This is a genomic window from Hydrocarboniphaga sp. FW305-C-57 (assembly GCF_058783045.1).
On record NZ_JBYSYG010000003.1, the window covers coordinates 268,819 to 291,788 of the forward strand.

Annotated in this window: 18 protein-coding genes and 1 other RNA gene; 16 read left to right on the plus strand and 3 right to left on the minus strand. The window is 67.0% G+C overall.

Annotation, left to right across the window (positions count from 1 at the left end; all coding sequences use genetic code 11):
* The first annotated feature begins 83 nt into the window (after nt 1-83).
* The 12 genes from phoU to AC3WUM_RS08625 all read left to right on the plus strand — a co-directional run bounded on the left by phoU (nt 84) and on the right by AC3WUM_RS08625 (nt 14,714).
* Nucleotides 84-800 (plus strand): phosphate signaling complex protein PhoU, encoded by a 717-nt coding sequence (phoU, locus tag AC3WUM_RS08570; RefSeq protein ID WP_492409799.1) that lies wholly within the window; start codon nt 84-86, stop codon nt 798-800.
* 84 nt (nt 801-884) lie between these two features.
* Nucleotides 885-3,206 (plus strand): penicillin-binding protein 1B, encoded by a 2,322-nt coding sequence (mrcB, locus tag AC3WUM_RS08575; protein ID WP_492409800.1) that lies wholly within the window; start codon nt 885-887, stop codon nt 3,204-3,206.
* A 2-nt stretch (nt 3,207-3,208) separates the two neighbouring features.
* Nucleotides 3,209-3,817, plus strand: coding sequence for a tetratricopeptide repeat protein (locus AC3WUM_RS08580; RefSeq protein ID WP_492409801.1), 609 nt, complete (start codon nt 3,209-3,211; stop codon nt 3,815-3,817).
* 10 nt (nt 3,818-3,827) lie between these two features.
* Nucleotides 3,828-5,726 (plus strand): DNA repair helicase YoaA, encoded by a 1,899-nt coding sequence (gene yoaA / locus AC3WUM_RS08585; protein ID WP_492409802.1) that lies wholly within the window; start codon nt 3,828-3,830, stop codon nt 5,724-5,726.
* Nucleotides 5,727-5,828: 102 nt separating this feature from the next.
* On the plus strand, nt 5,829-6,539 hold the full coding sequence (gene tsaB, locus AC3WUM_RS08590) for a tRNA (adenosine(37)-N6)-threonylcarbamoyltransferase complex dimerization subunit type 1 TsaB (protein ID WP_492409803.1): 711 nt from the start codon (nt 5,829-5,831) through the stop codon (nt 6,537-6,539).
* 99 nt (nt 6,540-6,638) lie between these two features.
* An RNA gene (gene ffs / locus AC3WUM_RS08595) (signal recognition particle sRNA small type) lies at nt 6,639-6,728 on the plus strand.
* 238 nt (nt 6,729-6,966) lie between these two features.
* On the plus strand, nt 6,967-9,000 hold the full coding sequence (locus AC3WUM_RS08600; protein ID WP_492409804.1) for an AAA family ATPase: 2,034 nt from the start codon (nt 6,967-6,969) through the stop codon (nt 8,998-9,000).
* A 10-nt stretch (nt 9,001-9,010) separates the two neighbouring features.
* On the plus strand, nt 9,011-9,382 hold the full coding sequence (locus AC3WUM_RS08605; RefSeq protein ID WP_492409805.1) for a hypothetical protein: 372 nt from the start codon (nt 9,011-9,013) through the stop codon (nt 9,380-9,382).
* A gap of 93 nt (nt 9,383-9,475) precedes the next feature.
* A complete protein-coding gene (gene dnaX, locus AC3WUM_RS08610; protein ID WP_492409806.1) occupies nt 9,476-11,122 on the plus strand; it encodes a DNA polymerase III subunit gamma/tau in 1,647 nt (548 codons plus the stop codon).
* A 51-nt stretch (nt 11,123-11,173) separates the two neighbouring features.
* Nucleotides 11,174-11,497, plus strand: a complete 324-nt coding sequence (locus AC3WUM_RS08615; protein ID WP_492409807.1) for a YbaB/EbfC family nucleoid-associated protein — start codon at nt 11,174-11,176, stop codon at nt 11,495-11,497.
* Nucleotides 11,498-11,696: 199 nt separating this feature from the next.
* Nucleotides 11,697-13,094 carry a siroheme synthase CysG gene (gene cysG, locus AC3WUM_RS08620; RefSeq protein WP_492409808.1) on the plus strand — a complete coding sequence of 466 codons (1,398 nt, stop codon included), beginning with the start codon at nt 11,697-11,699 and terminating at the stop codon, nt 13,092-13,094.
* Between the two features lie 240 nt (nt 13,095-13,334).
* Complete coding sequence (locus tag AC3WUM_RS08625) at nt 13,335-14,714, plus strand: porin (RefSeq protein WP_492409810.1); 1,380 nt, start codon at nt 13,335-13,337, stop codon at nt 14,712-14,714.
* A 145-nt stretch (nt 14,715-14,859) separates the two neighbouring features.
* Here the strand turns inward: AC3WUM_RS08625 and dxs are convergent, their stop codons facing one another.
* The 3 genes from dxs to AC3WUM_RS08640 all read right to left on the minus strand — a co-directional run bounded on the left by dxs (nt 14,860) and on the right by AC3WUM_RS08640 (nt 18,063).
* Nucleotides 14,860-16,743 carry a 1-deoxy-D-xylulose-5-phosphate synthase gene (dxs, locus tag AC3WUM_RS08630; protein ID WP_492409812.1) on the minus strand — a complete coding sequence of 628 codons (1,884 nt, stop codon included), beginning with the start codon at nt 16,741-16,743 and terminating at the stop codon, nt 14,860-14,862.
* Between the two features lie 125 nt (nt 16,744-16,868).
* Nucleotides 16,869-17,762, minus strand: a complete 894-nt coding sequence (locus AC3WUM_RS08635; protein ID WP_492409813.1) for a polyprenyl synthetase family protein — start codon at nt 17,760-17,762, stop codon at nt 16,869-16,871.
* Between the two features lie 7 nt (nt 17,763-17,769).
* Nucleotides 17,770-18,063, minus strand: coding sequence for an exodeoxyribonuclease VII small subunit (locus AC3WUM_RS08640; RefSeq protein ID WP_492409814.1), 294 nt, complete (start codon nt 18,061-18,063; stop codon nt 17,770-17,772).
* A 135-nt stretch (nt 18,064-18,198) separates the two neighbouring features.
* On the opposite strand from AC3WUM_RS08640, the gene parE reads away from it, so the two are divergent.
* From parE to parC, 4 genes are read left to right on the plus strand one after another with little or no spacing between them, the layout of a single operon-like run.
* Nucleotides 18,199-20,094, plus strand: a complete 1,896-nt coding sequence (gene parE / locus AC3WUM_RS08645) for a DNA topoisomerase IV subunit B (protein WP_492409815.1) — start codon at nt 18,199-18,201, stop codon at nt 20,092-20,094.
* A gap of 42 nt (nt 20,095-20,136) precedes the next feature.
* Complete coding sequence (locus AC3WUM_RS08650; protein WP_492409816.1) at nt 20,137-20,409, plus strand: type II toxin-antitoxin system CcdA family antitoxin; 273 nt, start codon at nt 20,137-20,139, stop codon at nt 20,407-20,409.
* Nucleotides 20,396-20,707 carry a CcdB family protein gene (locus AC3WUM_RS08655; RefSeq protein ID WP_492409817.1) on the plus strand — a complete coding sequence of 104 codons (312 nt, stop codon included), beginning with the start codon at nt 20,396-20,398 and terminating at the stop codon, nt 20,705-20,707. The genes AC3WUM_RS08650 and AC3WUM_RS08655 overlap by 14 nt, the downstream gene beginning before the upstream one ends.
* Nucleotides 20,707-22,944: a DNA topoisomerase IV subunit A gene (gene parC / locus AC3WUM_RS08660; protein WP_492409818.1), complete on the plus strand. Its 2,238-nt coding sequence runs from the start codon at nt 20,707-20,709 to the stop codon at nt 22,942-22,944. Before AC3WUM_RS08655 ends, parC begins: the two co-directional genes overlap by 1 nt.
* The last annotated feature ends 26 nt before the right edge of the window (nt 22,945-22,970 follow it).

Below are 22,970 nucleotides of genomic sequence, written 5' to 3' on the forward strand. Positions count from 1 at the left end.
CAGGGATGGCCGGCAGGGTTATCCGATAGGCACCGAAGTTGCGCCATGGATGGCGAAAGCTAATCGATCAAACAGGACTCACCATGACCACCCCCGGCTACAAGTCCCACATCTCCAGCCAGTTCAACGCCGAGCTCGAAGACGTGCGCCAGCGCGTGCTGGCGATGGGCGGGCTCGTCGAACAGCAGATCGTCGATGCGACGCGCGCGCTGTTCGATCTCGACGCCGAGCTCGCCGAATCGGTGTTCCGGGCCGACGACAAGGTCGACCAGCTCGAGGTCTATATCGACGACGAGTGCTCGCGCATCCTCGCGCGCCGCCAGCCGACGGCCAGCGACCTGCGCCTGGTGCACGCGGTGATCAAGACCATCACCGATCTGGAGCGCATCGGCGACGAGTCGCACAAGATCGCCAAGATGGCGCACGAGCTGTCCACGCAGGAGCGCATGTACGAGAACATGGTCGAGACGCAGCATCTGGCGCGCCAGGTCTCGAGCATGGTCCGCAACGCGCTCGACGCCTTCGCGCGCATGGACGCCGATGCCGCGCTGGCCGTGGTGCGCGAGGACGCGGTGATCGACCGCGAGTACGAAGCCCTGCTGCGCCAGTGCATCACCTACATGATGGAGGAGCCGCGCACGATCGGCCGGGTGATCGACCTGATCTGGGCCGTGCGCGCGCTCGAGCGCATCGGCGACCACGCCAAGAACATCGCCGAGTACGTGATCTACTTCGTCAAGGGCAAGGATGTCCGCCACGTCTCGATCGAGCAGATGGAGAAGGAAGTCCGCGGCGGCTAGAGAGGCCCGGCTGCGCAAATTCGGCGGCGTTCAGCTGGCATCCGGTTATTTCGGCAGGCCAAGCCGGTATGATGGGGCCGCTCCATGGCGCCTCCTACTCGAAAACAATCGCCCCTCATTCCGCGGCAGGTCTGGCTCGGCCTGCTCGCGGTGCTGCTCATCGCGGGCAGCGTCGCTCTGGTGGCGTTCTCGTTCACCATCGTCAAGCTCGACAAGGACATCCGCACGCGTTTCGCCGGCGTGCGCTGGGCCTTGCCGGCCCAGGTCTACGCGGCTCCGCTGGAACTCTACGCGGGGCAGCGCATCACCGGCGGGGCGCTGCGGCACGAGCTCGAGCGCCTCGGCTACCGCTCGACCGAGAACCTCGACGGGCCCGGCACCTTCTCGCTGAGCAAGTCCGCGGCCGACATCTACATCCGCTCCTTTCACTTCTGGGACGGCCCCCGCCCCGAGAGCCGCATCAGCGTGAAACTGTCCGAGGACGGCGTCTCCGACGTGCTCGACCTCGATACCAAGGAGCCGCGCGACATCGTGCGCATGGACCCGATGCTGATCGGCAGCATCTATCCGCAGCAGGGCGAGGACCGCGTGCTCGTCAAGCTCGACGAGGTGCCCAAGCTGCTGCGCGACGGCCTGCTGGCGGTCGAGGATAAGAGCTTCTACGACCACTTCGGCATCAGCATCAAGGGCGTGCTGCGCGCCATGTTCGTGAACCTGCGCGCCGGCCACACGGTGCAGGGCGCGAGCACGATCACCCAGCAGCTCGTGCGCAACTTCTTCCTGACGCTCGAACGCAGCTGGACGCGCAAGATCAACGAAGTGCTGATGTCGGTGCTGCTCGAGCGGCATTACCCGAAGGACGAGATCCTCGAGGCCTACATCAACGAGATCTACCTCGGCCAGGACGGCAACCGGGCGATCCACGGCTTCGGCCTGGCGAGCTACTTCTACTTCAACAAGCCGCTCGGCGAGCTGCGCGACCACGAGATCGCCCTGCTCGTCGGCGTGGTCAAGGGCGCCTCGTTCTACAACCCGCGGCGCAACGCCAAGCGCGCCAAGGAGCGGCGCGACCTCGTGCTGCACGTATTCCGCGACGAAGGGCTCATCAGCGACGCCGAGATGGAATCGGCGATCGCGCGGCCGCTGAGCCTGGCCGGCAACGGCAAGGGCGGCGTCGAGCGCTATCCGGCCTTCGTCGACCTCGTCAAGCGCCAGCTGCGCGGCCAGTACGCCGAGTCCGACCTGACCGACGAAGGCCTGCGCATCTTCACGACGCTGGAGCCGCGCGCGCAGGAAGAGCTCGAGCGCAGCATCGGCCAGGGCCTGGCGACGCTCGAGAAATCCAGGAAGCTGCCCGCCGGCACGCTCGAGTCGGCCGGCGTCGTCACGAGCGTGGACGGCGGCGACGTGCTCGCCGTGGTCGGCGGCCGCGACACGCGCTACGCCGGCTTCAACCGGGCGCTCGATTCGCGGCGCTCGATCGGCTCGCTGGTCAAGCCCTTCGTGTATCTGACGGCCCTCGAGCAGGGCGACCGCTTCAACCTGCATACCTATCTCGAGGACGAGCCGATCTCCCTGCGCCTGCCGAACAAGCAGATCTGGTCGCCCGGCAACTACGACAAGAAGCTGCACGGTCCGCAGCCGCTCTACATGGCGCTGGCCCAGTCGTACAACCTGCCGACCGTGCGCCTGGGCCTCGAAGTCGGCGAGAAGAACGTGCTGCAGACGCTCAAGCAGGCCGGCTACACGGGCAACACCGGGCTGGTGCCGTCGATGTTCCTCGGCGCGGTCGACATTGCCCCGATCGAGGTCGCGCAGATGTACGGCACGCTCGCGGCCAACGGCTTCCAGAGCCCGCTGTCCTCGATCCGCGAGGTCACGACCAAGGAAGGCGAGCCGCTCAACCGCTATCCGATCCGGGTCAAGCAGACGCTGTCCGAAGGGCCGGTCTACCTGATCAACTGGGCGATGACCCAGGTCATGCGCCTCGGCACCGGCCGCTCGGCCTACAGCAAGATCCCGGGCAACATCGTGCTGGCCGGCAAGACTGGCACTACCGACGACCTGCGCGATTCCTGGTTCGCCGGTTTCGCGGGCGACCGCGTCGGCGTGATCTGGGTCGGCCGCGACGACTACAAGCCCATGGGCCTGTCGGGCGCCACCGGCGCCCTGCCGATCTGGACCGACCTCATCAGCAGCCTCAACGTGCGTTCGCTGGATCTGATCCCGCCGCCCGACGTCGAGGAGCAGATGGTCGACACCGTCACGGGCCTGAAGGCCGACGAGGGTTGCCAGAGCCGCCTGATGCTGCCCTACTTGCGGGGTTACGCTCCGGCCAGCTGGGCGCCCTGCGCGCGGTCCGCCGAGTCCCAGCCCCTGCAATGGTTGCGCGAGATTTTCGAATGAGGATGCAACGGTTTTCCTTCCCGGCCGGACCGGCGCTTGCCGCGCTGGGCCTGCTCGTACTGGTCGGCTGCGCGAGCAGCACCGGCGAGCGTACCGGCTATCCGGGCGGCAGTACCCAGCCGCAGCCGCCGGTCGGCACGGTCTATCCGGCGCCACAGCAGCCGACCGCTCCGCAGCAGCCCCAGCAGCCGGTCCCGATCGTGCCGGGCGACCAGACCGCCATGGCGCCGCCGCCGAAGCCGAGCTACCCCAAGAGCGCGGCCGACATCAGTGGCGGGGCCGTGGTCTCGCTCATGAAGCAGGCCAGCCAGGCGCGCGCGGCCGGCAAGTACGACCAGGCCAGCGGGGCGCTCGAACGCGCCGTGCGCATCGAGCCGCGCAACTACTTCGTCTGGTCCGCGCTGGCCCGCAATTACCTCGACAAGAAGCTCTACGACAACGCCGAGAGCATCGCGCTGAAGTCCAACAGCCTCGCGCGCGGCAACGTCTACGTGGAACTCGAGAACTGGAAGATCATCACCGAGGCCCGCCAGGCCCAGGGCGATGCCATCGGCGCCTTGCAGGCGCAAAGCCGACTCGACGAGATTCAGCGCAACCTGATCGGCAGCTGAGACGCCGGCAGTGGACGAGGTCGATGACTGGTTCGGCGACGACGGCGTACTCGCGCGCGGTCTGCCGGGTTTCGTCTCGCGCGGACCGCAACGCGAGATGGCGCGAGCGGTCGCCGGCGTCATCGACAACGCCGAAACCCTGATCGTCGAAGCCGGCACCGGCACCGGCAAGACCTACGCCTACCTGGTTCCGGCGCTCGTCGCGGGCCGTCGCGTGGTGGTGTCGACCGGCACCAAGAACCTGCAGGACCAGCTCTATCGTCGCGACCTGCCGCGGCTGCTGTCCGCACTCAAGATTCCGGCGCGCACCGCGCTGCTCAAGGGCCGCTCGAACTACTTCTGCATCCAGCGCACGACGCGCGCCATGCAGACGCCCGGCTGGCGCTACGACGACCGCCTGAATCGCCTGCGCGCCTGGGCCAAGACCACCGATTCGGGCGAGCTGTCCGAATTCGGCGATCTGCCCGAGGACGATCCGCTGCATGCGCGCGTGAGCTCGACGGCCGACAACTGCCTGGGCGCCAAATGCCCGGATTTCGCCGAGTGCTTCGTCGTCAAGGCGCGCCGCGCGGCGCTCGCGGCCGACCTCGTCGTCGTCAATCACCATCTGCTGTTCGCGGACTTTCTGCTCAAGGACGAGGGCTTCGGCGAGATTTTGCCGGGCTCGGATGCCGTGGTCGTCGACGAGGCACATCAGTTGCCCGAACTCGCGACGCAGTTCTTCGGCGTGCGCGTGTCGACGCGCCAGCTGCGCGACCTTGCCACCGATGCGCAGAACGAGGCGGACGAGTGGGGCGACCTGCCCGATCTGGTCTCCGCGAGCGAAGCGCTGGCCGACACCGTGCAATCGCTCGAAGCGGCCTTCGCGATGATCAACGGCCGGCTCAAGCTCGAGGATTTCGTCGCCCGGCCGATGGTGCCCAAGCTCATCGAGACCACCGAGGAGCGCCTGTTCGAATTCCGCCAGACCGTGCGCGCCTACGAAGAGCGCTCGCCCGCGCTGTCGGGCGTGTTCGAGCGCGCCGCGGCGGCCTACGAGCGTTGGGCCCTGCTGACCGCGCCCGAGGCACTCGAAGGCCGCGTGCGCTGGATCGAGGCGCGCGGTCGCGGCGGCAGCTTCCACCAAACCCCGATCGAGGTCGCCGAAAGCTTCGAGAAGCTGCGCCTGACCCATGCCGGCGCCTGGATCTTCACGTCGGCGACCTTGTCGGCGGCCGGTGATTTCGGCCACTTCCAGCGCCAGCTCGGGCTCGAGCGCGCGCAGACGCTCGCGCTCGACAGCCCGTTCGACTACGCCGAGCAGGCGCGCCTGTACCTGCCGGCCGACCTGCCCGAGCCGAACGCACCCGATTACACCGCGCGTTTCATCGAGGCCGTCGTGCCGATCATCGAGGCCGCGCGCGGCGGCGCCTTCGTGCTCTGCACGAGCCACCGGGCGCTCAAGCAGGTCGCGCAGACTTTGCGCGACAAGCTCGCCCAGAACCTCTACGTGCAGGGCGAGGACGACCGCGCCCGCCTGCTCGAGCGCTTCACGGCCGACGGCGACGGCGTGCTCGTCGGCACCGCGAGCTTCTGGGAGGGCGTCGACGTCAAGGGCAGGGCGCTGCGCCTGGTGCTGATCGACCGGCTGCCGTTCGCGGCCCCGGGCGACCCGGTGTTCGAGGCGCGCCTGGCCGCGATCCGCAAGGCCGGAGGCAACCCGTTCTTCGACTACCAGTTGCCCGATGCCGTGATGATGCTGCGCCAGGGCGCCGGCCGGCTGATCCGCGACGCCGGCGACCGCGGCCTGCTCGTGATCGGCGACCCGCGCCTGCGCGGCAAGCCCTACGGCCGCAAGGTGCTCGAAGCCCTGCCGCCGATGCCGCGCGTGAATCGCGACGAGGCTCTGGACTGGGCGTCGACGCTTTGAGCAGCAGGGAGCGGGTAATGGTGAGCCAGGAATCGCGGACGCAAAGCGATTAGCCTTTCCGCCGCTCAGCCTTCCGATTAGCGACCAATTTCCGATCTTTCCATGCGCCTGCTCGCCGTCGATACCGCCACCGAAGCCTGCTCCGTCGCCCTCTGGCTCGAAGGCGAGGCGGTCGAGCGCTACGAAGTCGCCGGGCGAACGCACACCGAGCGCCTGCTGCCGCTGGTTCAGCAGCTGCTCGCCGACACCGGCACCCGGCCGGCCCAGCTCGACGGGCTCGTCGCGGGAATCGGACCGGGCAGCTTCGCGGGCGTGCGCATCGCGGTCGGCTTCGTCAAAGGCCTGGCGCTCGCGCTCGACCGGCCCGTGGTCGGCGTGAGCTCGCTCGCGATGCTCGCCCAGGGCGCGATCGAGGCCGGCGCCGAGCGCGTGATTGCCTGCATCGATGCGCGCATGAGCGAGGTCTACTGGGGCGCCTACGAGCGCGGGGCGGAGGGTCTGGCCCGGACGCTGCTCGCGGATCGGGTCGCGCCGCCGGGCGCCATCGAGGCCGATCTGGCGGCCGGCGCCTGGGCCGCAGCCGGAACCGGCTGGGGCACTTACGAGGCCTTGTTGAAGCAAGGCTTGAAGATCGAACCGGCCACGATCGACGGCCAGGCGCTGCCGCACGCGGCCGCCGCGCTCAAGCTTGCGCTACCGGCTTTCGCGAATGGCGACGTTCTCGGCGCGGATGAACTCGCCCCAGCCTACCTGCGCGATCGCGTCGCCCTGACGCTGGTCGAGCAACAGGCAGCGCGTGCCGCCAAGGGCTGAGGCCTGGCACTTCGAGCGGCGAATATCTGCCCGATTCGGGGCTGATCGCATTTTTTCGGCACCTGAGCCATCGATTTCGGCGATAATGGCCGCTGGTCCGCGCCGGCCCTCCGCGACGGCAAGCCGTGAACCCCGCCAGGCCCGGAAGGGAGCAACGGTAGCGGTGCACCGGGCGCCGGAGTCAGCTGGCGCGGGCCTTCTTCATTCGCTGTCCGAATCGGGCCGCATCGAGCGCGATTCGGCGGACGCAGTTTTTTCGACACGCAAGGTGTTGATGCTGCAGTGATGTTTATTTTGGCTTCATTGTGGAATCTTGTTTGATTAATCGTCACATCGGCTCGCAGAGCACTGGGTTCGCCAGGCTGTACTTGGAAGCGCCGGCTTCGGCCACATTTTCAGTCTCGCCCCGTCGTCATAAGGCAGTGCCATGATGGAAGTCTTCGAGCAGCGGCTGCTGTTGAGCTGGCTCAGCAATTTCTCGGTCCGCGTCGACCGCTACCGCTGGGCGCAGGACGGCTATACGCGCTTCGTGCTCGACGAGGCCGAGCATCTCGAAGTCGATCTCGGCGACGAGAACCGCACGATCACCAACGACATCATCGTCGAGGCCCTGCGCACGGCCGTGGCCGCGCGCGAGTCGGCCGAACCCTCGGTGCTCGAGCTGAACCTGCGCGCGGTCGGCGAGCTGCTGCAGCTCTCCGAGCAGGAGCACGTGCTGATGGGTGCGCTCGTGCGTGCCAAGGTCTCGCCGCTGTTCGAGGACCTGTTCGAAACGCTTGAGCTCGACGAGATCCGCGCCGGCGATTCGACCGTCATGGGCGTGCTCGCGACCCTGCTGGGCCTCACGCGTGGCGAACTGCTCGACGCCATGTCGCCTCGCGGCCGGCTGCTCGGCTCGGGCCTGTTCACGATCGATTACCGCTCCGACTGCCAGCCGCTGCCTGCTTTGACGAGATTCCTGCAGGCGCAGGCCGAGCCGCTGTCCGACGTGCGCGCGGCCCTGCTCGGCGATCCGCTGCTGCACAGCCTCGAGTGGGAGGACTACGAGCACCTGCGCGAAGACCGCGACCTGGCCGGCAACATCCTGTCGCGCGCGGCGAGCCTGCAGGAGCACGGCATCCACATCCTGCTCTATGGCGCGCCGGGCACCGGCAAGACCGAGTTCTGCAAGACGCTCGCGGCCAAGCTCGGCCTGAAGCTCTACGGCGTCGGGATGGCCGACGAGCGTGGCCAGGAGCCTTCGCGCGACGAGCGCGTGGGGTCTTTCCGGCTGTCGCAGAAGCTGCTCGAAAACCAGACCGACGCCCTGCTGCTGTTCGACGAGGCCGAGGATTTGCTGCGCGCCGAAGGCCACGACGAATTCCTCGCCGAGCGCCCGGGCGGCTACGGCTCGCGCGTGTTCATGCACAAGCTGTTCGAGGAATCGCGCGTGCCGACGCTGTGGACGGTCAACGATCCGTCCGCGCTCGGCCCGTCGGTGCTGCGTCGCATGACCTTCGCGATCGAGATGAAGGTGCCGCCGGCGCGCGTGCGCGAGCGCGTCTGGGCGCGCCTGCTCGAGCGCGAGCACGTCGAGATTCCGCGCGAGGAAATCCGACGTCTGGCCGAGGATTTCGACACCGCGCCCGCGATCGCGGCCGGCGCGGTGCGCTCGGCGCGCCTGACCGGCGGCGGCTCTCGCGAAATCCGCCGCGCGGTGACCTCGATCGCCAAGGTCATGCGCGGAGCGGAGGCACCGCCGCGGCCGAAGAATGCGGTCGCCTACGAGCCGCAGCTGATCAACGCCGACCTCGACCTGGCCAATCTCGCGACGCGCCTGTCCGGGCTCGATACGCGCGCGTTCTCGCTGTGCCTCTACGGCCCGCCGGGCACCGGCAAGAGCGCCTACGTGCGCTGGCTCGCGCGCGAGATGGGCCTGGAAGTGATCCAGAAGCGCGCATCGGACCTGCTCAGCAAATGGGTCGGCGAGAACGAGCGCAACATCGCCGCCGCGTTCGCCGAAGCGCGCGACGCCGGCGCCTTCCTGGTCTTCGACGAGGCCGATTCGCTGCTTGGCGACCGTCGCCATGCGAGCCAGGGCTGGGAGATCAGCCAGGTCAACGAAATGCTGACCTGGATGGAGAGCCACGAGCTGCCGTTCGCCTGCATCACCAATCTGATGGGCCATCTCGACGAGGCCGCGCTGCGGCGGTTCTCGTTCAAGGTGAAGTTCGATTTCCTCAAGCCCGCCCAGCGCGAACTCGCGTTCCGCCATTACTTCGATATCGAGGCACCGGCCGGCATCCGCGAAATCGATGCGCTGACGCCGGGCGACTACGCGGTGGTGCGCAATCGTGCGAAGCTTCTGGGGGAACTCGGCAACGGCGCCGAACTCAAGAAGATGCTTGAGGCGGAAGTGGCCGTGAAGCCGCATGCGCGCAAGCAGATTGGCTTCCACTCGCTGCAGTCACCTTTGAACTGAGTTCGCAGACATGCGTCGTTTCGCTTCCATGCTGGGCCTGTTGCTGGCTTGCGCCGGCTTCGCTGCGTCGGCCGCGGTCGCGCCGAAGGAAGTGCTCGGCAAATGGGTCGAGCAGGGCGACAACGGCGCGATCGGCTGGGACTTCTCGGCCGAGCAGATCACCATCACGCCGCTCGATGCGAGCGGCCGGACGCAGGCCGAATCGAGCAAGCTCGACGTGCTGTTCCAGCCGCACAACGGCGGCTGGGTCATCGTGCTGCGCACCGCCGACGATGGAGCGCCGATCGGCGAGGGGGCGATGCAGCTCGTTAAGGACGGCTCCCTGCTCGTGATGCTGCCCGGGATCGGCGAGCACCAGCTCAAGCGCCCGGCTTCCAAGTAGCTCCGGTGCGGGCCGGGCTGGCCTCGTCCGGCGGCATCGCCGACAATCGCGCTCCGGTCGGCGCCGCCGGCTTCACGCTTCCAACGAAATCACATGAGCTATCTCGCACTCGCCCGTAAATGGCGCCCGCGCGTCTTCGCCGACGTGATGGGGCAGGGGCATGTGGTCAAGGCGCTGTCGCATGCGCTCGATGGCGACAAGCTGCATCCGGCCATTCTGCTGACGGGCACGCGCGGCGTCGGCAAGACCACGCTCGCGCGCATCATCGCCAAGGGCCTCAACTGCGAAACCGGCGTGTCCTCGCAGCCCTGCGGCATTTGCAGCGCCTGCAAGGAAGTCGACGGCGGCCGCTTCGTCGACCTGCTCGAAATCGACGCCGCCTCGAACACCGGCGTCGACAACGTGCGCGAGCTGATCGACAACAGCCAGTACTCGCCGGCGCGCGGACGCTACAAGGTCTACCTGATCGACGAAGTCCACATGCTGTCGAAGAGCGCTTTCAACGCGCTGCTCAAGACGCTCGAGGAGCCGCCGTCGCACGTCAAGTTCATCCTCGCCACCACCGATCCGCAGAAGCTGCCGATCACCGTGCTGTCGCGCTGCCTGCAATTCAATTTGAAGCGCCTGCCGATCGTGGTGATTCGCGACCAGCTCGCCAAGGTGCTCGACAACGAAGGTGTCGGCTACGAGATCGCGGCGGCGACAGAGATCGCGCGCTCGGCCGATGGCTCGATGCGCGATGGCCTGTCGCTGCTCGACCAGGCGATCGCGTTTGCAGGCGGTGAAGCGCTCAAGCGCGAGCCGGTGGCCGAAATGCTCGGCACGGGTTCGCGGCAGATGCTCGTCGAGCTGCTGCAGGCGCTCGCGCAATCCGACGGCGCGCTGATGCTCGCCGCGCTCAGGAAACTCGAATCGCAATCGCCCGACTACGCCTCGCTGCTCAACGACGTCGCCGCGAGCCTGCAGCGCATCGCCGTGCTGCAGCTGCTGCCCGATGCGCGCGATGACGACGACGATGCCGACATCGTCGCGCTCGCCGGCGAGATGACGGTCGAGGACGTGCAGCTCTGGTACCAGATCGCGGTCAACGGCCGTCGCGATCTGCCGTGGGCGCCCGATCCGCGCCTGGGCTTCGAAATGAGCCTGCTGCGCATGCTCGCGTTCAAGCCCGACGAGGCGGGCGGCGCGGCGCCGAAGGCTCCGGCCGGTGGTGCGCGTCCGGTGCCGGCCGCCGGTGCGGGTGGCGGCCTGCGCGGTGCGCCGGCCGAAATGGCCTCGGCTCCGATCGGGGCGGCGCCCGAGCGCGAGTCCTCTGCGCCGGCCGTCGACTTGTCGAATCTTCCGTGGGCCGAACTGCACGAGCAGCTCGGCCTCGAAGGCGCCGCGCGCCAGCTCGCGCGCCAGTGCGCATGGGTGTCTCGCGAGGACAATCGCGTGTTGCTGTACCTGTCGCCCGACGCGGCGTTCCTGCTCGTCGAGGCGCGCCGCGCCGCGCTCGAGGCGGCGCTCTCGCGTGCCTACGGCGAGCGCATCGAACTGCGCATCCAGCTGCGCATGGCCGACGAGCCGGCGCCCGAGTCGTCCGCGGGCATCAGCCCGGCCGAGCTCGATGCGCGGCGCGCGGTCGAGAAGGTCAAGGCCGCGCAGGTGGCCATCGAGACCGATCCGGTGGTGCGCGCGTTTCGCGAGCAGTTCGGAGCCAGCGTGCGTCCGGGCTCGATCCAGCCGCTCGATTCCTGAAAGCCATCCGGCTTTCGTCATCCATCTTTTGAATCCTTGAGGAGTTGAACCATGAAAGGTCCGCTAGGCCAGCTCATGCGCCAGGCGCAGCAGGTGCAGGACAACATCAAGCGCGCGCAGGACGAAGTCGCCAAGCTCGAAGCCACCGGCGAATCCGGCGCCGGCATGGTCAAGGTCACGCTCGACGGCAAGCACCAGGCGCGCAAGGTCGAGATCGCCCCGGCCGCCTTGCAGGAAGACAAGGAATTCCTCGAAGACCTGATCGCCGCGGCGATCAACGACGCCTCGCAGAAGATCGACGCGATCAGCAAGGAGAAGATGGCGGCCGTCACGGGCGGCATGCAGCTGCCGCCGGGGCTGAATCTGGGGTTGTAAAGGCTGTAGCTTTGTTGGTCCCCTCTCCCGCTTGCGGGAGAGGGTGGTCCGAAGGACCGGGAGAGGGAAAGCTCGCAAAGTGCGTTCACTTTTCGGACGAACCCTCTCTCCCCGCCTTCGGCGGGATTCTCTCCCGCTAGCGGGAGAGAGGAACGGCTCGAGGCCTGTCCGTCATTGAATCTCGCTCACCGAACCCACCATGACCCCTGACGGCAAATGGTCCTTCTTCCCGCTGTTCTTCCGCGTCGCCGGTCGCCGCGTGCTTGTCGTCGGTGGTGGGGAAGTGGCGGCGCGCAAGGTCCGGCTGCTGTCGCGTTCGCAGGCGCGCATCGAGGTCGTCGCGCGTGAGATCAACGAGGAACTGCACGCGCTGAGCCAGGCGCAGGCGATCCGCCACCTCGCCGCTGAATTCGATGCCTCCCAGCTCGACGGCTGCGCGCTCGTGATCGCCGCGACCGACGACGCCGAGCTCAACCGCCGCGTCGCCGCCGAGGCCGATGCGCGCGGCATTCCGGTCAACGCCGTCGACGATCCGCAGGCCAGCAGCTTCGTCACGCCGTCGATCGTCGATCGCTGGCCGGTCGTCATCGCCATCGGCACCGAAGGCCAGGCGCCGGTGCTCGGCCGCCGTCTGCGCGAAAAGCTCGAAACCCTGCTGCCGGCCGCTTACGGCCGGCTCGCGCGCTTCATGGGTGCCCGGCGCGAGCGCGTGCAGCAGGCGCTCGCGCAAGCGCAGCGGCGCGGGCTGTGGGAGCGCTTCCTCGATTCGCCCGGAGCCGAGGCGCTGCTGTCCGGCGCGGCCGAAGCCGCCGCCGACGCCGAGTTGCAGAAGCTCATCGACGGCGAGTCCGTGCGCGGCGAGGTTTACCTGGTCGGCGCCGGCCCGGGCGATCCGGATCTGCTGACGTTTCGCGCGCTGCGGCTCATGCAGCAGTGCGACGTCGTGCTCTACGACGCCCTGCTGCCCGATTCGATCCTCGATCTCGTGCGCCGCGACGCCGAGCGCATCTACGTCGGCAAGCGGCGTGCGCGTCACACGCTGCCGCAGGAGCAGATCAACAGCGAGCTCGTGCGGCTGGCGCTCGAGGGCAAGCGCGTGCTGAGGCTCAAGGGCGGCGATCCGTTCGTGTTCGGGCGCGGCGGCGAGGAGATCCAGGAACTCGCGGCGGCCGGCGTTCCGTTCCAGGTCGTGCCGGGCATCACCGCGGCCAACGGCTGCGCGGCCTATGCGGGCATTCCGCTCACGCACCGCGATCATGCGCAGGCCTGCATCTTCGTGACCGGCCATCAGCGCGCCGACGGCAAGCTGGCCTTGCACTGGGACGCACTCGCGCGTCCAGGGCAAACCGTGGTCATCTACATGGGGCTCAATTCGCTGCCGGAGCTCTGCCAGGCGCTCATCGAGCACGGCCTGCCGGCCGACTGGCCGGCCGCCGTGGTCGAGCAGGGCACCTCGGCGAACCAGCGCGTCATCGCGGCCACGCTAGCCACGCTCGCGGCCGAGGTGCAGGCCGCGCAGGTGCAGGGGCCTGCGCTGACCATCGTCGGCAGCGTGGTGAGCCTGCGTGACCAGCTGCGCTGGTTCGACAAGCCGTAGCCGATTCCGCAGCACCGCGGCATCCGGCGTCGACGAGCCGTATTACAGAGCTCGGTCGTGTAATAAAACTGTCATCGATTTTTCATCAATTCGAAATCAGGCCTGCGTAACTTGCGGCCCGAATTCCCGGCTTCGCGTGCGCGAAACAGGGAAATCGCGCCGCCACAGCTGCAAAGAGCCGTCGAGGCTCGGTCCGGCGCCTTAACAGAGCTGTCATATCCGACCGAGTTTTGTGACCGAATGAAGAAAACGCCTCTCGCCGCCGCCCTTGTGCTGAGCAGCCTGTCACCGATCGAGGTGAACGCAGAAAATCTCGATCTCTACGTCGACAAGAACACGCGGCAGATCTACTCCGAACCGGGGCCGGATCGCGTCAAGCTCGGTACCTTCAAGCAGGTCGAGGACAAGGTGCAGCTGCCGCCGCCGCCACCCGCTCCGGCTCCGGCCACGGTGGCCTCGCCGCAGCCGAAGACGCCCAGCGACAAGAAGTGGTTCGAGAAGCTCTCGCTGCGCGGCTACACGCAGATTCGCCTCGACGAGCCGCTGTCCGGTGATTCGCAGGAGCTGCGCGCCCCGGGTGATCGCTTCATCGGCGACAACCAGAGCCTCGGCATCCGCCGCGCGCGCGTGGTGCTCAGCGGCGACGTTTCCGACCATGTGTCGATCTACATCCAGCCCGATTTCGCGAGCACGCCGTCCGGCTCGAGCACCGGCAACTTCGCGCAGCTGCGCGACATCTACGCCGACCTGTATTTCGACAAGGATCGCGAATATCGCGTGCGCGTCGGCCAGTCGAAAGTGCCGTACGGCTGGGAAAACATGCAGTCGAGCCAGAACCGCCTGACGCTCGATCGCGCCGATGCGCTGAACTCCGCGGTGCGCGACGAGCGCGACCTCGGCGCGTTCTTCTATTACACGCCCAAGGCGGTCGGCGAACGCTATCGCCACCTGATCCGCGACGGCCTCAAGGGCTCGGGCGACTACGGCATGTTCGGCCTGGGCGTCTACAACGGCCAGGGCGCCAACCGCGCCGAAGGCAACGACAGCTTCCACACCGTGGCTCACGCCACCTATCCGTTCGAGTTCGCCAACGGCCAGATCGTGGAACTCGGCGTCGACGCCTACACGGGCTATTTCAAGATCGGCACCGGCTCGATCACGGTCGACGGCAGCAGCTTCACGCCGGCCACCGATACGCGCCAGCACGGCTTCAAGGACCAGCGCGTGGCCGCGCACTTCATCGTCTATCCGCAGCCTTTCGGCCTGCAGGGCGAGTGGACGATCGGTCGCGGGCCGGAACTCGACATCGAGGCGCAGCAAGTGCGCGTGCGCTCGCTGAGCGGCGGCTACCTGCAGGCGATGTACAAGCTCGACACCAAGGAGCACGGCGTCTTCTTCCCGTACATCAAGGGCCAGACCTATGACGGCGCGTCCAAGTTCGACACCAACGCGCCGAAGATGAAGGTCGACGAAGTGGAAGCCGGTATCGAATGGCAGATCCGTCCGGAGCTCGAACTCGTCGCCGCCTACGCGCACATGGAGCGTACCAACGTCGGCAGCGCGCCGTACAACGTGGTCGATGGCGATCTGCTGCGGTTCCAGCTGCAGATCAACTACTGAGCAAGCATCGCGCAGTAACGAAAAAGGCCAGCATGCGCTGGCTTTTTTCGTTTTTTGCTGTCATTCCCGCGAAGGCAGCAATCCAGGCTTTTGCTGAGTCGAAGTGGATTCCCGCCTTCGCGGGAATGACCGAGACGCCGGGTCTTCAGGCCTGGCGCGCCTTGTTGCTCTCGTCGAGATCACGAGCGCGCAGGCGCTTCTGGATCGCGCGCAGGATGCCGGCGTCGTCGAGTCCGCACTGGGCCAGCAATTCCTCGCGCGTGCCGTGCTCGATGAAGTGATCGGGCAGGCCGAGGTTGAGCACCTGTCCCTTGTGATGCTGGGCGACGAGCACTTCATTGACCGCGCTGCCGGCGCCGCCCATGCGTGCGTTGTCCTCGATCGTCACGAGCAGGTCGCTCTCGTTGGCGAGTTCGAGCACGAGTTCGGCGTCGATCGGCTTGACGAAGCGCATGTCGGTGACCGTCGCATCGAGAATGTCGGCGACGCGCAGCGCGTTCTCGACCATGCAGCCGAAAGCGAGCAGGGCGACGCGCGGCAGCCGGCGGCCCTTGGCTTCGCGCACGAGGCGGCCCTTGCCGATCGCGAGCGGTTTCGGCTCGGCTTCCTTCGGCAAGCCCTTGCCGTTGCCGCGCGGATAGCGCACCGCGCTCGGCCCGCTGTGGGCGATGCCCGTCGCGAGCATGCGGCGGCATTCGTTCTCGTCGCTCGGGGCCATGATCACGAGGTTCGGAATGCAGCGCAGGTACGACAGATCGAAGGCGCCGTGATGCGTCGCGCCGTCGGCGCCGACCAGGCCGCCGCGATCGATCGCGAACACCACCGGCAGGTTCTGGATCGCGACGTCGTGGACCAGCTGGTCGTAGCCGCGTTGCAGGAAGGTCGAGTAGATCGCGCAGACCGGCTTCAGGCCTTCGCAGGCCAGGCCCGCCGAGAACGTCACCGCATGCTGCTCGGCGATGCCGACGTCGAAATAGCGATCCGGAAAGCGCTTGGCGAACTCCACGAGGCCCGAGCCCTCGCGCATCGCCGGGGTGATGCCGACGACGCGCTCGTCGCGAGCCGCGGTCTCGCAGAGCCAGTCACCGAACACCTGCGTGTAGCTCGGCGCGCCGGCCGGCTGCTTGGCCGGGAACGCACCGGTGACCGGATCGAACTGGGTCACGCCGTGATACTTGATCGGATCGGCCTCGGCGGGCTCGAAGCCCTTGCCCTTGACCGTGATGACGTGCAGCAGCTGCGGGCCGCGCGCGTCCTTGAGCTTTTCGAGCGCCGAAGTCAGCGCCTCGAGATCGTGGCCGTCGATCGGCCCGGTGTAGTGGAAGCCGAAGGTGCGGAACAGCGCGCCCGGGTTGTCGAGATGGGTTTCGACGTGGTCTTCGCCGTCCTGCGGCAGGCGCACGAGATGCGGAGCGACCAGGCCGAGCTTCTGCACGAGACGCGCGGAATGATCGCGCAGGCCGCCCACGTTCTCGGAGATCGACATGTCGTTGTCGTTGTAGATCACGAGCATGTCGAGGTTGGCGTGGCCGGCGTGGTTGAGCGCCTCGAAGGCCATGCCGCCGGTCATGCCGCCGTCGCCGATCACCGCCACCGCGCGACGCTTCTCGCCGCGCACGCGGCTCGCCGCGGCCATGCCGGCCGCAGCCGAGATCGCAGTGCTGCTGTGACCGACGCCGAAGGCGTCGTACTCGCTCTCGGCGCGGTGGTTGAACGGCGCTAGGCCGCCGAGCTTGCGGATGGTTTCGAGGCGGGCACGGCGGCCGGTGACGATCTTGTGCGGATACGACTGATGGCCGACGTCCCAGACGATGCGGTCGTGCGGGGTGTCGAGCACGCGATGCAGGGCCAGCGTGAGCTCGACGGTGCCGAGGTTGGCGGCGAAGTGGCCGCCGATGCGGCCGAGGGTTTCGATCAGGAAGCGGCGCAGTTCCACGGCCAGATGCGGCAGTTCGGCAGCGGGCAGCTTGCGCAGGTCGGCGGGGTTGTTGACGCCGCCCAAGAGCGAATATCCCGGGATGTCAGTCATGCTGGAAAGTGGAATAAGGTATTGAAAGCATTATGGTGGAAGAGGGCGGTCCGATCATGTCGCCAGGGCCTGGGGCCGTTGGCCGACGCGTCATTGCCCCCGCCTGTGTGGCATCGGCTGCGACATCAGTGCCTGCGGCCCTGGATGTGGTCCGCGAGCCAGACCAGAGGCTCCGCCCGATCGCCGAAGACCGCCAGGGCGGTCCGCGCTTCGTCGAACAGCTGGGCGGCGCGCTGCTTGGCTTGGTCGAGACCCATCAGCGAAGGATACGTCGATTTGTGCGCTGCAACATCCTTGCCGGCGGTCTTGCCCAGATCGGCCGAGCTGCCCTCGATGTCGAGCACGTCGTCCTGGATCTGGTAGGCCAGACCGATCAGCCGGCCGTAGCGCTCGAGCGCGTTGAACCAGCCCACGTCGGCGAAGGCCGAGGCCTGCGTGACCATCATCAGGCTCGCGAGGATCAGCGCCCCGGTCTTGTGCATGTGCAGGCATTCGAGCTCGGCGAGCGTCAGCGAGCGCTGCTCGGATTCGAGGTCGACGGCCTGGCCGCCGACCATGCCGCGCGATCCCGAGGCGCGCGCGAGTGTCGAGATCATCTGCAGGCGCTGGGCTGCGACGAGCTGCTGGCCCTCGCGCGCGAGCACTGCGAAGGCCAGCGCCTGCAGGCCGTCGCCGACGAGGATCGCGGTGGCCTCGTCGTATTGCTTGTGCGTGGTCGGGCGGCCGCGGCGCAGGTCGTCGTCGTCCATCGCCGGCAGGTCGTCGTGCACGAGCGAGTAGGCGTGGATCAGCTCGAGCGCGCAGGCCGGGGCATCGAGCGCCTCGGCATCGAGCGCGAGCACTTCGCCGGCCGCGTAGACGAGCAGGGCGCGCAGGCGCTTGCCGCCCTGCGTCGAATAGCGCATGGCCTCGTGCAGCCGCGCCGGATACGTGCCGGGCGCCGGCATGCAGCGGTCGAGGGCCGCTTCCACACGCTGCCGATAGGCTTCCACGCGGGAGCCGAAGGAATTCGTGTTCAAGCGGGGCTCAGCTGGCGCCGTTGTTGTCGTCGGAGGCGAGCAGATTGCGCACCTTGAGCTCGGCGGTTTCGAGCGACTGGCGGCACTGGCGGGTCAGCGTGACGCCGCGCTCGAACAGGCGCAGCGACTCTTCGAGCTTCAGGTCGCCACGCTCCATCTGGCCGACGATGGTTTCGAGCTCGCCAAGGGCGTCCTCGAAACGCGAGACCTCGTCGGTCGCCGCCGCGGCGACGACGGAAGGCTCCGGCTGGGCGCTGGGTTCTTCGTTGAAGAGCCCTGATTTGTCAGTATTTTTCGGCATCGCGAGCGAAGTGCTGGCGTCAGGAGGCGTCCAGTCTAGCGTGGTTGCGGAGGCTGGGTTCATCGGCTACCGTCGCGGCCAACGAGCCGGCGGCCTTTGCCGACCGGCCTTCTCGCATCCGACTCCCAAGCATCAATGGCCGCTCCTTCCAATACGACTTACGGCGCCGCACAGATCGAAGTGCTGTCCGGCCTGGACCCGGTGCGCAAGCGCCCGGGCATGTACACCGACACCCAGCGCCCGAACCATCTGGCGCAGGAAGTCATCGACAACTCGGTCGACGAAGCCCTGGCCGGCCACGCCAGCCGTGTCGACGTGGTGATCTACGAGGACGGCTCGCTGAGCGTCTCCGACGACGGCCGCGGCATGCCCGTAGACATGCATCCGGAGCACAAGGTCTCGGGCGTCGAGCTGATCCTGACCAAGCTGCATTCGGGCGCCAAGTTCAGCAACAAGATGTACCAGTTCTCGGGCGGCCTGCACGGCGTCGGCGTGTCGGTGGTCAACGCGCTGTCGACCAAGCTCGAAGTGCGCGTCAAGCGCGGCGGCACCGAGTACCAGATCGACTTCGCCAACGGCGACAAGTCCGCCGAGCTGCGACCGATCGGCAGCGTGCCGAAGTCGCATTCGGGCACGACGGTGCGCTTCTGGCCCGATGCCAAGTATTTCGACGTCGCCAAGTTCGCGATTCCGCGACTCAAGCAGGTGCTGCGCGCCAAGGCCGTGCTGTGTCCGAACCTGCGCGTCTCGCTCGACGACCAGATCAACAAGGAGCAGCAGGTCTGGCAGTACGAAAACGGCCTGACCGATTACCTCAAGGACGCGCTCGCCGAAGCCGAGACGCTGCCGTCCGAACCCTTCGTGGGCCATTTCAAGGGCGAGCGCGAGGAAGCCGACTGGGCCGTGCTCTGGCTGAGCAGCGGCGGCGAGCCGGTGTCCGAGGCCTACGTCAACCTGATTCCGACCGCCCAGGGCGGCACTCACGTCAACGGCCTGCGCACCGGCCTGACCGAGGCGATTCGCGAATTCTGCGAGTTCCGCAACCTGCTGCCGCGCGGTTTGAAGCTCACGCCGGACGATGCCTGGCAGGGCTGCTCCTACGTGCTCAGCGTGAAGATGCAGGACCCGCAGTTCGCCGGCCAGACCAAGGAGCGCCTGTCCTCGCGCGAGACCGCGGCGTTCGTCAGCGGCGTCGTGCACGACAGTTTCAGCCTCTGGCTCAACCAGCATCCTAACGAGGGCGAACAGATCGCCCAGCTCGTCATCGCCAATGCGACCGCGCGGATGAAGCAGTCCAAGCAGGTCGTGCGCAAGAAGATCACGAGCGGCCCGGCGCTGCCCGGCAAGCTTGCCGATTGCGTCTCGACCGATCTGCGCCAGACCGAGCTGTTCCTCGTCGAAGGCGATTCGGCCGGCGGCAGCGCCAAGCAGGCGCGCGACCGCGATACGCAGGCGATCATGCCGCTGCGCGGCAAGATTCTGAACACCTGGGAAGTCGACCACGGCGAAGCGCTCGGCAGCCAGGAGATTCACGACATCAGCGTCGCCATCGGCGTCGATCCGGGTTCGAGCGACATCAGCGGCCTGCGCTACGGCAAGGTCTGCGTGCTCGCCGATGCCGACTCCGACGGCCTGCACATCGCCACGCTGCTGTGCGCGCTGTTCCTGAAGCACTATCGGCCGCTCGTCGAAGCCGGGCACATCTACATCGCAATGCCGCCGCTGTTCCGCATCGACGCCGGCAAGCAGGTGTTCTACGCGCTCGACGAGCCCGAGAAGAACGGCATCCTCGATCGCCTGAAAGCCGAGAACAACCGCGCCAAGGTTTCGGTCACGCGCTTCAAGGGGCTCGGCGAAATGAACCCGCTGCAGCTGCGCGAAACCACCATGGCCAAGGACACGCGCCGGCTCGTGCAGCTCTCGCTCGACGAAACCCCGGCCGAAACCGTGGTCGACATGCTGCTGGCCAAGAAGCGCGCGGGCGATCGCAAGGACTGGCTCGAGCGCGAGGGCAACCGGGCCGAAGTTTGACGCATTGGTGCTCGCCACTCAGTATGCGCATCTGATCTGCGCATGAGTATCACCATGGGTCGCAATGACAACTCACCGGCAGCCCGCAAGCCGACCAATATCAGCCTCGACGCCAATCTTCTGCGCGATGCCCGCGAGTTCGATATCAATGTGTCGCGAGCCTGCGAGCAAGGCCTGGCCGAAGCCGTACGCGAGCGCAAATGGGCGAAATGGCAGCAAGACAATCGCGAAGCCATCGAGGCGTACAACCGCTACGTCGCGACGCACCCGCTGGCGAGTGAACTGTTATACGGAAGCGAAGATGGCGCAGTTTGATGTCTACGCCAACCCACTGACGGCGCTGCGCAAAGATTTCCCTTACATCGTCGACGTGCAAAGCGAGTTCCTGGCGGTGCTTGATACGCGAGTAGCGGTTCTGCTGGGGCAACAGCAACTGTTTCTTCCGTTGCCGCACCTGACTTTTCCCGTCGCGATAGCGGACACGCAGTTCTGGTTCTATCCCACGCAGCTGCTGACGCTGCGCAAGGCTTCGCTGCGCACGCCCGCCGCAAACCTTTCGAATCACCGCGATGCCATTTTCGCGGCGCTCGATCGATTGATCACTGGCATCTAATGAACCCCATCGACCCCAACGAAACCGAACGCCTGCCGCTGCGGCTTTTCGCCGAAAAGGCTTATCTCGACTACTCGATGTACGTGGTGCTCGACCGCGCGCTGCCGCACGTGGCCGACGGCCTCAAGCCGGTGCAGCGCCGCATCATCTACTCGATGTCCGAACTCGGCATCAATGCCACCGCCAAGCATCGCAAGTCGGCGCTGACCGTCGGCGACGTGATCGGTAAATACCATCCGCACGGCGATTCGGCCTGCTACGAAGCCATGGTCACCATGGCGCAGCCGTTCAACTATCGCTATCCGCTCGTCGACGGCCAGGGCAACTGGGGCAGCGCGGACGATCCGAAATCATTCGCCGCGTATCGCTACACCGAATCGCGTCTCACGCCGTACGCCAACGCGCTGCTGTCCGAGCTCGACATGGGCACGGTGGACTGGACGCCGAACTTCGACGGCATGCGCGACGAGCCGCGCCTGCTGCCCGCGCGGCTGCCGAACATTCTCGTCAACGGAACGATGGGCATCGCGGTCGGCATGGCGACGGACATTCCGCCGCACAACATCCGCGAACTCGCCAAGGCCTGCATCCACCTGCTCAAGCATCCGAACGCGCAGATCGAATCGCTGATGGAACACGTGCCGGGCCCGGATTATCCGACCGGCTGCGAGATCGTCTCCGAGCCGCACGACCTGCTCAAGATCTACAGCACCGGCAACGGCCAGGTGCGCGCGCGTGCGCGCTGGGAGAAGGAAGACGAAGGCGTCATCGTCATCACGCACCTGCCGCATCAGGTGTCGGGCTCGAAGATCCAGGAGCAGATCGCCGAGCAGATGCGCGCGAAGAAGCTGCCGATCGTCGAAGACGTGCGCGACGAATCCGATCACGAGAATCCCACGCGCATCGTCATCGTGCCACGCAGCAATCGCGTCGATGCCGAAGCGCTGATGGCGCATCTGTTCGCGACTACCGATCTCGAGCGCAGCCACCGCGTCAACCTCAATATGATCGGCCTCGACGGTCGTCCGCGCGTGAAGAACCTGCGCGAGATTCTGGGCGAGTGGATCGAGTTCCGCTTCAACACGGTGACGCGTCGTCTGAATCATCGCCTGCAGAAGGTCAACGACCGTCTGCATTTGTTGGAAGGTCTGCTGATCGCCTTCCTGAATCTCGACGAGGTGATCCGCATCATCCGCTTCGAGGACGAGCCGCGCGCCAAGCTCATGCGCACGTTCGCGCTGTCCGAAGTGCAGACCGATTACATCCTCGACACGCGCTTGCGCCAGTTGCAGCGTCTCGAAGAGATGAAGATCAAGGGCGAGCAGGCCGAACTCGAAGCCGAGAAGAAGGGGCTCGAAGAACTGCTCGGCGACGACGACAAGCTCAAGCAGCTCATCGCCAAGGAGATCAAGGAAGACGCCAAGACCTACGGCGACGAGCGGCGCTGCCCGATCAACGCCAAGCCACCGGCGGTGGCGATGACGCAGGCCGAAATCACGCCGGCCGAAGCGGTCACCGTGGTGATTTCGAAGGCCGGCTGGATACGCGCGGGCAAGGGCCACGAGCTCGATCCGACCGCGCTGTCGTACAAGGCCGGCGACGAATACTTCGCGCATGCGGTCGGCAAGACCAACCAGCTGCTGATCCTGCTCGACAGCAAGGGCCGCTGCTACACGCTCAATCCGCGCGAGCTGCCGAGTGCGCGCTCGCAGGGCGAGCCGGTGACGACCAAGCTCGATCTGCAGGACGGCGCGCGCATCGTCGCACTGCTGATGGGCGAGGAGGCCGATCGCTACGTGCTCGGCGGCACCGACGGCTACGGTTTCCAGACCAAGCTCGGCGAACTGCAGGCGCGCAACAAGGCCGGCAAGGCCGTGATCACGCTCGAAGGCGCTCCGCTGCCGCCGGCGCGCACCACCGACAACGCGGGCGATCGCTTCGCGCTGGTGACCGCCGAAGGCCGCCTGCTGGTGTTCGCGATCGGCGAGCTGCCGGAACTCGCCAAGGGCAAGGGAAACAAGCTCGTCACCTTGAAGGGTGAAGATCGCATCGTCGCGAGCTGCGTGGTGCCCAAGGGTGCGTCGATCGTCGTCACGAGCGGCAAGCGCACGCTGACGCTCAAGCCGTCCGACGTCGCGGCCTACACGGGTGCGCGGGCCTCGCGCGGCAACCATCTGCCGCGCGGCTACCAGACGGTGGAGCGTATCGCCCCGGCGCTGCCGGAAGGCAAGGGCTGAGCCCCGGGCGCGGATCCTCTCCGGCC